The organism is Stenotrophomonas sp. SORGH_AS_0282 (genome assembly GCF_030818125.1).
GTDB lineage: Bacteria > Pseudomonadota > Gammaproteobacteria > Xanthomonadales > Xanthomonadaceae > Stenotrophomonas > Stenotrophomonas rhizophila_A.
The window spans coordinates 2,773,858-2,787,263 of sequence record NZ_JAUTAB010000001.1 but is presented as its reverse complement, the minus strand read 5'-3'; the positions used below and the strand labels follow the sequence as shown (position 1 = coordinate 2,787,263).

At 67.9% G+C, this 13,406-nt stretch carries 12 protein-coding genes; 5 read left to right on the top strand and 7 right to left on the bottom strand.

Annotation, left to right across the window (positions count from 1 at the left end; genetic code table 11):
- The first annotated feature begins 3 nt into the window (after positions 1 to 3).
- Positions 4 to 1,407: a glutamate--tRNA ligase gene (gene gltX, locus QE395_RS12460; protein WP_093533136.1), complete on the top strand. Its 1,404-nt coding sequence runs from the start codon at positions 4 to 6 to the stop codon at positions 1,405 to 1,407.
- A gap of 14 nt (positions 1,408 to 1,421) precedes the next feature.
- Positions 1,422 to 1,907, top strand: a complete 486-nt coding sequence (locus QE395_RS12455) for a Fur family transcriptional regulator (protein ID WP_068850345.1) — start codon at positions 1,422 to 1,424, stop codon at positions 1,905 to 1,907.
- Positions 1,908 to 2,114: 207 nt separating this feature from the next.
- Here QE395_RS12455 and QE395_RS12450 read toward each other — a convergent pair whose 3' ends face one another.
- From QE395_RS12450 to QE395_RS12435, 4 genes are all read right to left on the bottom strand, one after another.
- Positions 2,115 to 3,302 (bottom strand): HlyD family secretion protein, encoded by a 1,188-nt coding sequence (locus QE395_RS12450; RefSeq protein WP_306989330.1) that lies wholly within the window; start codon positions 3,300 to 3,302, stop codon positions 2,115 to 2,117.
- A gap of 8 nt (positions 3,303 to 3,310) precedes the next feature.
- Entirely contained in the window at positions 3,311 to 4,966 is a 1,656-nt protein-coding gene (locus QE395_RS12445; protein ID WP_306990496.1) for an MFS transporter, read from the bottom strand.
- On the bottom strand, positions 4,963 to 5,529 hold the full coding sequence (locus tag QE395_RS12440) for a TetR/AcrR family transcriptional regulator (protein WP_068850351.1): 567 nt from the start codon (positions 5,527 to 5,529) through the stop codon (positions 4,963 to 4,965). The genes QE395_RS12445 and QE395_RS12440 overlap by 4 nt, the downstream gene beginning before the upstream one ends.
- Positions 5,530 to 5,685: 156 nt before the next feature.
- Positions 5,686 to 7,878 carry a TonB-dependent receptor gene (locus tag QE395_RS12435; RefSeq protein ID WP_306989327.1) on the bottom strand — a complete coding sequence of 731 codons (2,193 nt, stop codon included), beginning with the start codon at positions 7,876 to 7,878 and terminating at the stop codon, positions 5,686 to 5,688.
- A gap of 156 nt (positions 7,879 to 8,034) precedes the next feature.
- On the opposite strand from QE395_RS12435, the gene QE395_RS12430 reads away from it, so the two are divergent.
- Both QE395_RS12430 and QE395_RS12425 read left to right on the top strand, forming a co-directional pair.
- The gene (locus tag QE395_RS12430; RefSeq protein ID WP_093533140.1) at positions 8,035 to 8,448 is read left to right on the top strand and encodes a MerC domain-containing protein; all 414 of its coding nucleotides are present in this window, start codon (positions 8,035 to 8,037) and stop codon (positions 8,446 to 8,448) included.
- 108 nt (positions 8,449 to 8,556) lie between these two features.
- Entirely contained in the window at positions 8,557 to 8,739 is a 183-nt protein-coding gene (locus QE395_RS12425; protein ID WP_145478188.1) for a 30S ribosomal protein THX, read from the top strand.
- 63 nt (positions 8,740 to 8,802) lie between these two features.
- Here QE395_RS12425 and QE395_RS12420 read toward each other — a convergent pair whose 3' ends face one another.
- The 3 genes from QE395_RS12420 to QE395_RS12410 are packed head-to-tail and all read right to left on the bottom strand — an operon-like array spanning position 8,803 to position 12,074.
- The gene (locus tag QE395_RS12420) at positions 8,803 to 10,068 is read right to left on the bottom strand and encodes an ectonucleotide pyrophosphatase/phosphodiesterase (protein ID WP_095363355.1); all 1,266 of its coding nucleotides are present in this window, start codon (positions 10,066 to 10,068) and stop codon (positions 8,803 to 8,805) included.
- Positions 10,069 to 10,120: 52 nt separating this feature from the next.
- The gene (locus QE395_RS12415; protein WP_093533142.1) at positions 10,121 to 10,612 is read right to left on the bottom strand and encodes a methylated-DNA--[protein]-cysteine S-methyltransferase; all 492 of its coding nucleotides are present in this window, start codon (positions 10,610 to 10,612) and stop codon (positions 10,121 to 10,123) included.
- A gap of 4 nt (positions 10,613 to 10,616) precedes the next feature.
- Positions 10,617 to 12,074, bottom strand: coding sequence for a DNA-3-methyladenine glycosylase 2 (locus QE395_RS12410; protein ID WP_306989322.1), 1,458 nt, complete (start codon positions 12,072 to 12,074; stop codon positions 10,617 to 10,619).
- Positions 12,075 to 12,246: 172 nt separating this feature from the next.
- Between QE395_RS12410 and QE395_RS12405 the strand changes: the two genes are divergently transcribed.
- Positions 12,247 to 13,386, top strand: coding sequence for a hypothetical protein (locus tag QE395_RS12405; RefSeq protein ID WP_306990494.1), 1,140 nt, complete (start codon positions 12,247 to 12,249; stop codon positions 13,384 to 13,386).
- Positions 13,387 to 13,406 lie beyond the last annotated feature (20 nt).

Sequence of the window (13,406 nt, the reverse complement as noted above, 5' to 3'; positions counted from 1 at the left end):
CCCATGACCTGCCGCACCCGTTTCGCCCCCAGTCCCACCGGCTACCTGCACATCGGCGGCGCCCGCACGGCGCTGTACTGCTGGCTGGAGGCGCGCCACCGTGGCGGGGAATTCGTGCTGCGCATCGAGGATACCGACCGCGAACGCAGCACCCAGGGCGCCATCGACGCGATCCTGGAGGCGATGGAGTGGCTGGGCCTGAACTACGACGAAGGCCCGATCTACCAGACCCAGCGCGTGGCCCGCTACAAGGAAGTGGCCGAGCAGCTGATCGCCGACGGCAAGGCCTATTACGCCTACGAGACCCGCGAGGAGCTCGATGCGATGCGTGAGGCGGCCATGGCCAAGCAGGAAAAGCCCCGCTACAACGGCGCCGCGCGCGAGCTGAACCTGCCGTACCGCGACGATCCGAACCGGGTGATCCGCTTCAAGAACCCGCTGGAAGGCACGGTGGTGTTTGATGACCTGATCAAGGGTCGCATCGAGATCGCCAACAGCGAGCTGGATGACATGGTGATCTTCCGTCCGGACGGCTTCCCCACCTACAACTTCGCGGTGGTGGTGGACGACTGGGACATGCGGATCTCCGAGGTCATCCGCGGCGACGACCACATCAACAACACCCCGCGCCAGATCAACCTGTACGAAGGCATCGGCGCGCCGGTGCCGAAGTTCGGCCACATGCCGATGATCCTGGACGAGCAGGGCGCCAAGCTGTCCAAGCGCACCGGCGCGGCCGACGTGATGCAGTACAAGGACGCCGGCTACCTGCCCGACGCGCTGCTGAGCTACCTGGCCCGGCTGGGCTGGTCGCATGGCGACCAGGAGCTGTTCAGCCGCCAGGAGCTGATCGACCTGTTCGACGTGACCAACTGCAATTCCAAGGCATCGCGCCTGGACATGGCCAAGCTGGGCTGGGTGAACCAGCACTTCCTGAAGACCGAAAACCCGGCCGACATCGCCCCGCACCTGGTCTACCAGCTGAACAAGCTGGGCCTGGATCTGGGCGCCGGCCCGGCCCCGGCCGACGTGGTGGTGGCGCTGCGCGACCGCGTACAGACCCTGAAGGAAATGGCCGAGAAGGCCGTGGTCTGGTACCAGCCGCTGGTCGAATACGACGAGGCGGCGGTGGCCAAGCACTTCAAGCCGGGCGCGGAACTGGCGCTGGGCAAGGCCCGCGAGCTGCTGGCCGCGGCTGGTGAGTGGACCGCAGAAAGCGTGTCGGTCGCCCTGCACGACGTTGCCGCTGCGCTGGAGATCGGCATGGGCAAGGTCGCCCAGCCGCTGCGCGTGGCCATCACCGGCACCCAGGTCAGCCCGGACATTTCCCAGACCGTGTTCCTGGCCGGGCGTGAAGAGGCCTTGAAACGCATCGACGTCGCACTCACTAAAGTACCGACGGCCTGACCACAGGAGACCGCATGTCCGCCAAGACCGCTTGTACCGCCCCACACCATCACGTTCACGACGCTTCGGACTTCGTGAAGGTGGTGGAGCGCGTGTGCACGGAGCGCGGACTGCGGCTGACGCCGATCCGCGCCAACGTGCTGCGCCTGATCGCCGAAGCCGGCAAGCCGGTCAAGGCGTATGAGCTGCTGGAGTGGGTGCGCAGCGGCAAGGGCGTGGGCGCCGATGCCCCGCCCACCGTGTACCGCGCACTCGATTTCCTGATGGCGAATGGTTTCGTGCACAAGCTGGAATCGGTGAATGCCTTCGTGGCCTGCCACCACCCCAGCAGCGCGCAGCACTCGGTGCCGTTCCTCATCTGCAACAGCTGCCACAGCGCGGTGGAGCTGGAAGACCGCGACATCGTCAGCCAGCTGGAAAAGCGCGCCAAGGAGCTGGGCTTCCAGCCGCAGGCGCAGACCCTGGAAGTGCACGGCCTGTGCGCCCGCTGCGCGGGATGACGCACCCGACGGGGTTGATCGACAATACGGCGCGGTCGCCCTGAAAGTGAAACAAGCGCTGGACTGACGGTAGGGTCGGTTCCCAAACGACCGCCGATCCGGTTTATAGGCACTTGGACGCATGACCCGGGCCGAAGCTGCGCCTTCGTTGCAGGTCATGCGTTACCGGATCTTGCACCTTTATCAGCGGTCGTTCGGGAACCGACCCTACCGGTCCTGCTGCTGTTGCCTCGGGGTCGCGGCAGTATCGACCCGCACTACCACCGACATGCCTGGACGTAGGCGTGGGGCAAGCGCCTGATCCGGATCGATCGCGATCCGCACCGGCAACCGCTGCACCACCTTGGTGAAATTGCCGCTGGCGTTGTCCGGGCGCAACACGCTGAATTCCGAACCCGTGGCCGGCGCGATCTGCTCGATATGACCACTCAGGCGCTCACCGTCGAAGGCATCCACCGCGAAGGTGGCCGGCTGGCCGATGCGCATCTTCCAGGTCTGGCCTTCCTTGAAATTGGCCACGACCCACAGCGTGTCCGGCACCAGGAACAACAGCTGCGAGCCGGCGGTGACGTACTGGCCCAGGCGCACCGACGCTTCACTGACCTGTCCGTCGCGCGGGGCGTGGATGACCGTATTGGCCAGGTCGATGCGTGCCAGTTCCAGCTGCGCCTTGGCGGTTTCGACGCCGGCTTCCAGGCCTTTGCGCGCTACCTGGGTGGAGGTCAGGGTCTCCTCGGCAATGCGGATCTGCGCCTGCGACTGTTGCACCGAGGATTGCGCGGCCTGCGCGCTGGTGCGGAACTTGTCGCGGTCGTTGAGGGCCACCAGCTGCTGGTCGGCCAGTTCCTCATAGCGCTTGAGTTCAGTGCGCGAGCGGGCCAGTTCCGATTGGCCGGCCGACAGTGCCGCCTGGGCCGCGCCGATCTGCGCGCGGTTCTGTGCCTGCGCCTGGTCGGAGTTGGCCAAGGCGGCCACCGCGCTGTCCAGGTTGGCCTGCGCCTGCGCCACCTTTTCCTTGTAGATGCGGTCGTCGATGCGCAGCAGCGGTTCACCCTGCCTGACGTGCTGGAAGTCCTTCACCAGCACGTCGGTGACATAGCCGTTGACCTGCGGCGCCAGCACGGTGATCTGGCCGCGCACATAGGCGTTGTCGGTGCTCACCCAGCTGCTGTTGAACGGCCACAATGACCATGCGCGCAGGATCAGCGCGATGCCGATCAACGCCACCACGATCATCACCGCGACGCTGCCCCGGCTGGGCTTGAGGTACTTCGGTGCACTGCTTGGCGCTGCGGCGGCGGCCGGCGCAGCCGGTGCGGTTACCGGTGCGGCATCGGTGGGCACCGGCGGGTTGACCTCATCAGGATTGTCATCGCGCGGAGGCGTCGTGGACATGGAAGGACCTATTGCAGGGAAACGGGGTGGGGATGGCGTTTGCGCCACTGCTTGAGCACGGCAGTGCGCAACGACAACAACAGCAGCCAGCCCAGGAAGATCAAGGCAACCCGGCCGCTCAACGAGAACACGTCATTGAAGCCGCGGACGTTGGCCTCACGCCGGGTGATCTGTGCCAGCTGCGCGGTGCCTTGGGCACTGCGCTGCACCGGATCGGTGAGCAGCGGCGCATAGATCTGCTGCTGCAGTTTCAGGCGCTGGGCGACCACGCCATCGCTGGGGTCGAGCTGGCTGACAAAGGCGGTGGAATAGACCTGCTCGCGATGCAGCTGGAACGTGCCCAGCACCGCCGAGCCGGCCAGCCCGCCCAGGGTCTGGGTGATCGACAGCGTGACCAGGAACGTGATCATGTGGTCGGTGCCCTGTTTCAGTGCCTGGGTGATGCCCATCATGATCAAGGGGCCCATGAACATGCCCGCGCCCATCGAGGCCAGGAACTGGCTGAGGAAGAAATCGTGCGGGCGGTCCTGGCTGGTGCGGCTCTGGTCCAGCAGCGCGGCGGTGCCCAGCAGCAGGATCGCCATCAGCAGCTGCGCGACGATGCGTTTGGGCCCGAAGGTCAGCGAGCTGGTGGCAATGCCGGTAATCACCCCGGCCAGGATCACCGCGAACAGTGGCCGCATCTGGTCCGGGCCCATGCCCAGCTGGCGCATCAGGCCGATCACCCCATAGGACTGCTCGGTGGTGAGGAAGCGGATCAGGAACGCGCCGAAGATGAAGTGCAGGGTTGCCGGGCTGGCCAGCCAGCGGGTCTGCAGCAGCGGGTTGCGCCGGTAGTGTTCCACCACCACGCCGGTGGTGCCTAGCGCGACTGAGGCGACCAGTGCCAAGCCCAGCCACGGCGTGTCGAACCACCAGCGCAGGTAGCCTTGGGCCAGCACCACGACCAGCAGCGCCACCGCCGGTGCGAACAGCGCGAAGCTGAGGAAATCCATCGGCTCGAACACCTTGATCTGCGCACCGGGCGGCAGCTTCAGCATCACCACCGCGGCGAAGGCGCACAGCGCCAGGCCGGCTTCGAACAGGTACAGGTTGTGCCACTGGCCGGTATCCACCAGGCCCGGCGACACCAGCCAGGCGATCGGCAACGCCATCTGCGAAATGCCCACGCCGATCACCAGCAGGTTGCCGGTATAGCGTCGCGGCAGCGACTGCAGCATGTACAGCGTGCCCAGCGTGCTGCACGCCGCGCCGGCAAAACCGCTGGCCGCACGCATCATCAAGGTGGTTTCAAAACTGCCCACGAACAGGTGCAGCACTGCCAGCGCGGCATACAGCCCCAGGCCGATCTCGGCGAACAGGCGGATGCCGTACTGCTGGCGGAACTTGAAGGCCAGCAGGTTGGCAGTGACGTTGACCATCGCATAGGCGGCCACCAGCCAGCTTCCCTGGGTCGGGGTCAGCCCGAGCTGGCCCTGCAGGAACGGCAGGTTGGCGGTGACCAGCGCGTTGCCCAGCCCGCCGGTGATGCCCACCAGCAGCGCGACCAGCGCATAGGCGACACGGCGGTGCGGCGGATGCCACGGCATCGATGCCGAGCCGGGCAGGGTCGGCTTTTCGTGTTCCTCCCAATCGGGAATGGGCTTGAGGTACTCGGGCATCAGCGACTCCCATCGACCTGTCCGCCCAGCCCTCCGCGCAGCAGTTGCAGTGCGCGCCCGGCCAGCCGCGCGCGCTCCTCGCGGGTCTTGCCGCGCAGTGCGGCGCCCAACATGCTGGAAATCAGCGAAATATCTGCCGCCTGCAGGTCCGGGCGGCACAGGCCGGCATCGATCGCGCGCTGGATGGGCGCCTTGAGCAGGGCGTGCACGGTCTGCCGCGCCGCCTTGATCGTGGGTTCGTCCGGGTCCACCGCGCGCCAGTAGTCGGCCAGCGCGGGCGACTGCACGATGCGCGAGGCCATGCCCTGCAGCACCTCGAACAAGGCATCGTCGCGATCGCCCAGGGTTTCCACCTGGCGCGCGATGCGGGCCACGGTGCGGTCCAGCAGCGCTTCGATCAAGGCGGTGCGGTCGGGGAAGTTGCGGTACAGGGTGGCGCGGCCGACCTGGGCCTTTTCGACCACCAGGTCCAGCGGTGCGGTCACGCCATGCTGGCCGAACACGCTGTCGGCGGCATCGAGGATCAGGGCGCGGCGGGCAGCCGCATCGGCACGTTGACTTTGCATGGGCTATTTTCGGACAGGAATGTCCGCAATGGAAGCCGGGCAGGCGATACCGGTATGAGGCCGCTCTGCTTGGTCAACGAGGCGTGAAGTCAGCGCGCCGCCAAAAAAACGGGGGCCCAGAGGCCCCCGAAAGTCAAACAGTGACCCCAGCGGGGATCAGAAGTACGCGCGGATGCCGAACGCCACGCCACGGCCGGGCAGCGGCGAGTAATCGCGCAGCAGCGAGGTGTGTGCACGCGCCTCGCGGTTGGTCAGGTTGTTGCCGTCCAGGAACACCTCGTAGCTGTTGCTGTCCGAGCGGTCCCAGCGATAGGCGAAGTGCGCGTCCACCAGGGTGTAGCCCGCGCTCTCGGCTTCGTTCTGCGCGGTGTCCTTCTGGCTGCTGTAACGCACCGCACCCACCGAGGCGCGCCAGCCATCACGCGACCAGCGCAGGTCGGCGCCGACCCGTGCCGGCGAGATGCGCGGCAGGTAGCCGCTGTTGGCCAGGTCCACGGTGTAGTTGTGGTCGTGGTCACCGTGCGGCACGGCGATGTCGACACTGCGGCTGCCGCTGCCATCCAGTTCGGCCTTGACGTAGTCACCGAACACGCGCAGGTCCCAGTCGCCGCTGTTGCCTTCGAACAGGTGCACCAGGGCTTCGGCCTCGGCGCCCTTGAAGGTGGCATCCTGCTGGGTCCACAGGCGCACCGGCAGGCTTTCGACCACGCCGGTGTCGGCCAGGTAGATGAAGTCCTTGAACTTCGTCTGGTAGATCGACGCGGAGAAATCGAGGCGGTCGCTGTGGGTGTGGATGCCGAGCTCCACGCGCTGGCCGCGTTCGGTCTTCAGGTTGGCATCGCCGATTTCCAGCGAACGGGTGGCGATGTGCGCGCCGGCGGCGTACAGCTCTTCATTGGTCGGCGCGCGCTCGGATCCGTCCACGCCAAAGCGCAGGTCGACGGCGTCGTTGAGCTTCCAGATGCCGGCCGCCGAGAGGTTGGTGGCATCGAAGGTGCGCGCGCGGTAGTCGCCGGTCGGGTCCAGCTTGACCTGGTCGTGGCGGCCACCCAGTTCCAGCTTGAACGGGCCGAACTGCTTTTCCTGCAGCACGAACAGACCCACGTTGCGGGTGCCGGTATCGGGCACGAAGGCTTCTTCGCCCTTGGCGCCGAAATCGCTGTTGCCGAACTGCAGCCCGAACGCGCCGTCCCAGCCGCCGATCTGCTGCTGCACGGCTTCCAGGCGGGCTTCGACGCCGCGGTTGGTGAAGCGGGTGGACGGCGTGCCAGCTTCCAGCTCGACGTGTTCGTAGTCGGTGTAGGCGGTGCGCAGGTTGATGTTCTTCAGGAACGACACGGGGTTGTAGATGCCGCCCTTGGCTTCGAAGCGGTTCTGCACCATGTCGATGCGCACGTCGTGCTCGTCGCCTTCTTCTTCCTCGTCGCCATGGTCGTGGTCATGATCATGGTCGTCGTCGGCATGCACGTGGGCGCCGTTGGGAATGCCGTAGTTGGTGCGGTAGGTGCTGGCCGAGGCGCCGAAATAGCCGCCTTCGCCGAGCCAGGTGGCGCCGACGCCGCCAGCACGGGTGCGGATGGAGCTGTTGTCCAGGGTGCCGCGGCGCGGTTCGTCGGTGTCGCCCTCTTCGTGGTCGTGGCCGCTGTGGTCTTCCAGGCCGTCGATCACCGCGTAGCCGGGAATGCGGTAGTCATCGCCGTTGCGGACCAGGCCATCGACATGCAGCACCCAGTTGCCGTTCACGCCATCGAGCCGGAACATGCCGCTGCGTTCGTCGTTGACCGAGTTGCCGCGTACTTCGGCGCGGCCGCTGAGCGGGCGGTCGGGCAGGTCGCGGGCGATGCGGCCATCCACCACGTTGACTGCGCCGCCAATGGCGCCACTGCCGAACAGCAGGGTGGCCGGGCCCTTGAGCACTTCGATCTGGTCGGCCAGGAATGGTTCGATGCTGGTGGCGTGGTCGGCGCTGACGGTGGAGGCATCCATGTTGCCCATTCCGTTGGAGAGCACGGCCACGCGCGGGCCTTCCTGGCCACGGATGATCGGCCGGCCGACGCCGGGGCCGAAGAAGGTGCTCTGCACGCCGGGCAGCTTGGCCACGGTGTCGCCGAGGGTGCCGGCCTTCTGTTCGTCCAGGCGCTCGCCGGCGAGCACGTCCACGGGGCGCGCCAGCGATTCGGCATCGCCCTGCAGCGGGCTGGCGGTGACCTTCACTGCGGACAGTTCGGTCAGGTGGTGGTCACGCTCGGCGGTATCGTCGGCGGCGAAGGCCAGGGTGGGGAGCAGCGCGGCGGCAAGCGCCAGGGACAGGGCGTGCGGCGTGAGGGAGCGGGAAGAGCGCATGGGCAAGGGGTCCGTCGGTCGAATTGTTACAATGTATCAATGGTGGGGCGCGCCAATCCCGTCAAATCGGGAGGGTGGAACCGGGTAAGGCAGGGGGAGGGAGTGCGCGTCGGGATTGATGTTATATTATTCCATAACGCTTCGCCGACCCTGCTGGAAGTCATGCCCCTGTTCCCCCGCCTCCGTCATCTGTTGGATCGCTTTGGTGCCACCGGCTCGCTGCTGTGTGCGGTGCACTGCGCCGTGCTGCCTGTTCTGCTGGCGGCGGCGCCGTCATTGGGGTTGTCGGTGTGGCTGGGCGACGGAGTGGAACTGGCGTTGGTCAGCTTCGTGACCCTGCTGGGGCTGTTCAGCCTGGTGTGGGGCTATCGCCGCCATGGGGCGCTGCGCGCGCTGGGGTTCCTGGTGCCGGGCCTGACCGCGCTGTGGGCGGGGCTGCTGTACGGGCCGCTGCACCATTCGGCGGTGCCGCATGCGGTGGTGATGACGCTGGGCGGGGTGCTGGTGGGTGTTGCACACCTGGTCAACCTGCGCCTGAACCACGGGCACGTCCATGATGCGAGCTGTGCGCACTGAGGTGCTGTGGTAGGCTTTCCGATCGTGCGCGGGGGCGTCTGCAAGGACGGGCCCGCCGAACCCGTGTCAGCACGGGGTAATCAGATTTCAGACTAAGGAGTTGACGACATGGGTAAGGGTGACCGCAAGACCGCCAAGGGCAAGCGCTACAACGCCAGCTACGGCAATTCGCGTTCGCACGCGGTGAGCAAGGTGGCCGTGGGCGCAGCTGCGCCGGTCGCCAAGAAGACCGTGGCCAAGGCCCCGGCAAAGAAGGCAGTGGCCAAGAAAGCTGTTGCCAAGGCCAGCTGATCGCTCAGCCAGGTCCGACGAAAAAACGCGGCGCTTGCGCCGCGTTTTTTTTGTTTCGAGCAATCACTTCAACGCAGGAACCAGTGTCTCGGGATTGCCATCGTTCGGGGCGGCCGGAATGCCCAGCAGACGCGTCATCAACGGATAGAGGTCTACGTTGTCGAAGCCGGGCAGGGTGGCGCCCTGTTTGAACGACGGACCGCGGGCGATGAAGATCGCGCGCATCGAGGGCAGGGCGTTGTCGTAACCGTGCGAGCCGCGGTCGCCGGGTTTGCGCTCGGCCAGGCGCTCGCGGGTCAGCGCGTTCCAGCCTTCGTGCATCTGGCAGATGATCGGCGGGATGCGCGGATTGGAGCCGTACTCCCAGCGCGCCGGCAGCGTCTGCCGCGTCCAGCAGTCGTAGTTCGCGTGCGCGCCCAGCAGGATCGCCTCGGCCGCCGGTTGTTTTCCAGGCAGCGGGGCGAAGCCGATCGACTGGCCCGTCGACACGTTGCTGGCGATGGTGGGGTCGACCATGTCTTCCACCGCGATGGTCTGGCCATCGGGTACCTGCGCCATGCCGTGGTCCGAGACCACGATCAGGTTGGTGCTGCCATCCAGGCCGCGTGCCGTAAGGCCGTCGAGCAGGCGACCGATGGCCGTGTCCACCTGGACGATGGCGGCGGCGTACTCGGGGGAATCCGGACCGTAATGGTGGCCGGCCTTGTCGACCTGCTCCATGTACAGGGTGACCAGCCGCGGCGCATCCGGGCCGTCATCGCCGACCCATCGCAACACGTCATCGACGCGGTCGGCGAGGGGCACATCGGGGCTGTAGACCCGCCACTGGCTCGGCCGCACGCCCTGGATGGCCGCCTCGCTGCCTGGCCACGACCAGGTGGCGCTGCGCAGGCCAGCCTTCTCCGCGCCGACCCAGATCGGCTCGCCACCCCACCAGCGCGAATCGGTCACCGCCTCCGGCAGGTTGACCTGGAACCGACCCAGCGCCTCTTCCTGCATGCTGTTGTGGATGATGCCGTGGTGGTTCGGGCGCAGCCCGGTGACCAGCGTGTAGTGGTTGGGGAAGGTGAGCGACGGGTACGACGGCGTCATCCAGCGGGCGCGTACGCCGTCGTGCGCGATGCGCGACAGGTTCGGCGTGATGCCACGGTCGAGCATGTCCGCACGCAGGCCGTCGATCGAGACCAGCAGCAGTTTCGGCGTAGTGGCCGCAAGCGCAGCGGCGCCGGCGGCAGCCGCCGTTGGCGGCGTGGGCGTGGGCGGAGCGCTGGCACAGCTGGTCAGCGCGAGGGCGGCGGCAAGCGCCAGCGAAAGGCGGACGGAAATCATCCGCCCATGATAGTCCGCCGCAGTGACGCGGCGAAGACAACCGATGGCACGGTCAGGCGAACAGCGGCTGCGTTCGCGATTCGAGTTCGAGCAATGCGGCCTTGGTTTCCAGGCCGCCACCGAAACCGGTAAGTGCGCCGCTGCTGCCGATCACGCGGTGACAGGGCAGCACGATGGGCAGTGGGTTGCGTCCGTTGGCTGCGCCCACCGCGCGGCTGGCCGTGGGCTGGCCGATGTGGCGTGCCAACTGCACGTAGCTCCAGGTTTCGCCGAACGGAATGTCGGCCAGCGCCTTCCACACGCGCAGCTGGAACCCGGTGCCATGCGGGGCCAGGGGCAGTTCGAAGCCGCTGCGTTCGCCGCGCAGATACTGCAGCAGCTGGGTGCGCGCTTCGCGCAGCGCATGCGCATCGCGCTGCCACTGCGCGCGGCCCTTGGCGTCGTAGCGGTTGTTTTCGAACAGGATGTGGTGGATGCCCTGGCTGTCGCCGGCGACGGTCAGGGCGCCGATGGGGCTGTCGAAGGTGTCGTAGAGCAGGTTCATGCGGTTACTCCGAAGCGGACGTGGCCAGATGCCACAGGTGCAGCACGGCGTACGCACGCCAGGGCCGCCAGGCCTGCGAACGGGCCTCGGTGGCACGCTCGGTCAGGCGGGTACCGCCGCCCAGCACCTGCTGCAGCACCAGGTCGCCGGCGGGGAAGGCATCGGGCAGGGCCAAGGCGCGCAGCGCGATGTAGTGCGCGGTCCACGGCCCGATCCCGGGCAGCGCCACGCAGCGTTCGATGAAGGTGTCCAGGCGCTGGCCGGCATGGAAATCCAGCCTGCCGTCGGCGACGGCGGCGGCCACCGCGCGCACGGTGGCCGCTCGGGTGCGCGGCAGGCCGATGCCTTCCAGCGGCGCGTCGGCCAGCTGCTGCGGCGTGGGGAACTGGCGGTCCAGGCCCTCGGGCATGCCGTCCAGCGGGGTGCCGAAGCGGTCTACCACGCGCCGCGCCAGGGTGATGGCCGCCGCCACGCTGACCTGCTGGCCCAGCACGGCGCGCACCGCCACTTCGAAGCCATCCCAACCGCCGGGTACGCGCAGCCCGGGACGGGCGGCGATACCGCGCGCAAGCAGCGGATCCTGGCCGAGCGTGGCGTGCACGATGCGCAGGTCCGCGTCCAGGTCGAAGATGCGCCGCACCCGGCGCACGATGCCGGGGATCGCGCGCGGGTCGACCTGGCCCAGCTGCAGCAGCAGCTCGGGCCGGAGCGGGTCGGCGGTGACCCGGATCACCGAGGGGCGTTCGGCCGGGCCGATCACGCGCTGATAGCTGGTGTCGTCGATCTGCTCGATGCCGGGGATGCAGCGGCGGCGCAGGAAGCCCAGCATCGCGGCAAAATCGAGCGGCGGCCGGTAGCCCAGGCGCAGGGTCAGCGCGCCGTCGGCCAGCACGCCGCGCTGGCGCCGGATCGCGGTGGGCGGCATGCCGCAGCCTTCCACGAACGCGGCGTTGAATCGGCGCAGGCTGTTGTAGCCGGCGGCCATGGCCACGTCGGTGACCGGCAACGCGGTTTCGGTCAGCAGCTGCTTGGCCAGCAGCAGCCGGCGGGTAGCGTGGATCTGCGCCGGGGCCGCGCCCAGCCGCGCCACGAACAGCCGCTGCAGCTGGCGCGCGCTCAGGCCGAGCCGGGCGGCCAGGTCGCCCACCGCCGCATCCTGCAGGAAGCCATCGTGGATCAGCGCCAGAGCGCGCTGCAGGGTTTCGTTGCTCAGTGCGTCCTGCGCCTCCGGGGCCAGTTCCGGCCGGCAGCGCAGGCAGGGGCGGAAGCCGGCCGCCGCGGCAGCGGCCGCCGTGGGGTAGTAGTCGACATTGACCGGCTTCGGTGCCGGCGCCGGGCAGACCGGACGGCAGTAGATGCCGGTGCTGCGCACGGCAGTGAAGAACACGCCGTCGAAGCGCGCATCGCGGGCCAGGCGGGCGCTTTCGCAGGCGGCGTAGTCCAGGGGCAGGGCGGTGTCCATGGAGCCCAGTCTATGCGCCCGGCCGGGGCCCGGCTCGCCGTTTTCGGACAGCAATGCCGGGCACGCCCGGTGCGGTTCAGGGCAGGTTCCCGCGATGCCGGCCGGGCGCACTAGACTGTGCCTTCATGTGCCGTTTTCGGCACGCCCTTTGTCTGGAAGCCGGGTGTCCATGCTGCTCAAGTCGTGCGGGTTGTTGCTGTTGTGCCTGGGGCTGGCCGCCTGCAGCCAGCTGGAGAACCCCGGCAACGTCACCGCCGCCGACAAGGCGATGCGGGCGCAGACCGCCGACGGCGACCACATGGTGTCATTCAACGCCGCCGATGCACCGCCGGCGCCACCGCCGCCGCCCCGCAAGGGCGAGCAGGGCTGGCCGACGGTAGCGCTGGACAACGGCAAGGCCTGGCTCAGCTGCGACACCGAGTACGCCAACGACGGCGGCGACGGCGCCGCGTTGGAGGCGCTGGACCGGGCGAGCCTGGAAGCGGCCATCGCCCCGTGCGTGGAACGTGGCCTGCTGCGCGTGCGCTACGCGGGCAAGATCAATCCCGGGTTCGCCGAACTGGTGGCGCGGATCGCACTGGTGGCCGACGCCCAGCGCGTCTCGCGGCGCATCCTGGACCTGGATTCCAGCGGTGGCCAGGTCGAAGCGGCGATCGTGGCCGGTGACCGCATCGGCGAATCCAACTGGACCATCTGGGTGCGCGAAGGCTCGGTCTGCCACAGCGCCTGCGTGTTCGTGCTGGCGGCCGGTGACAACCGGCTGGTGTCGGGCAAGGTCGGCATCCACCGCATGATGCGGATCAGTTCCAAGGCGACCTCGCGTGCCGAGCTCAACCTGGAACTCCACGAGGTCTACGACAACGTCAAGGATTACCTGCAGCGCAACGGCGTGGCCGTCGGCGTGGCCGACCTGATGATGACCGTCCCCAACCGCAGCCTGCGCCTGCTCAGCAGCGAGGAGCTGCGCCAGTTCGGCCTGGACGGCACCAATGCGGTGCAGGACGACCTGGAGCGGATCAAGCAGATGCGCAAGTGCGGCGACGATTTCGTGCGCCGCAAGGATGCATTCCTGGTCGCCTTCGACCAGGAGTGCAAGCGCGAAGGCAGCGAGCTGGACGTGATTACCCGCTGCGGGCAGACGCTCAAGCAGCGCTTCGGCTTCCCGGATGTGACCTGCCCGGACGAGAGCCCGTTGTCGGAAATCGATGTGTCCACGCTGTTGCCCAACGGCGGGAAGCCGCGTGATGCGGTGGCCGAACGCACCGCCAGCGACGCCGACCAGCCCCCCGCCGAGGCAGCCGAACGCAACTGACGGCCTGCTCACGGCATTCC

Coding starts and splice junctions, on each gene's coding strand:
- QE395_RS12425 (WP_145478188.1), top strand. CDS start 8,557: ATGGGTAAGGGTGACCGCAAGACCGCCAAGGGCAAGCGCTACAACGCC.
- QE395_RS12410 (WP_306989322.1), bottom strand. CDS start 12,074: ATGGACACCGCCCTGCCCCTGGACTACGCCGCCTGCGAAAGCGCCCGC.
- gltX (WP_093533136.1), top strand. CDS start 4: ATGACCTGCCGCACCCGTTTCGCCCCCAGTCCCACCGGCTACCTGCAC.
- QE395_RS12420 (WP_095363355.1), bottom strand. CDS start 10,068: ATGATTTCCGTCCGCCTTTCGCTGGCGCTTGCCGCCGCCCTCGCGCTG.
- QE395_RS12415 (WP_093533142.1), bottom strand. CDS start 10,612: ATGAACCTGCTCTACGACACCTTCGACAGCCCCATCGGCGCCCTGACC.
- QE395_RS12430 (WP_093533140.1), top strand. CDS start 8,035: ATGCCCCTGTTCCCCCGCCTCCGTCATCTGTTGGATCGCTTTGGTGCC.
- QE395_RS12440 (WP_068850351.1), bottom strand. CDS start 5,529: ATGCAAAGTCAACGTGCCGATGCGGCTGCCCGCCGCGCCCTGATCCTC.
- QE395_RS12455 (WP_068850345.1), top strand. CDS start 1,422: ATGTCCGCCAAGACCGCTTGTACCGCCCCACACCATCACGTTCACGAC.
- QE395_RS12450 (WP_306989330.1), bottom strand. CDS start 3,302: ATGTCCACGACGCCTCCGCGCGATGACAATCCTGATGAGGTCAACCCG.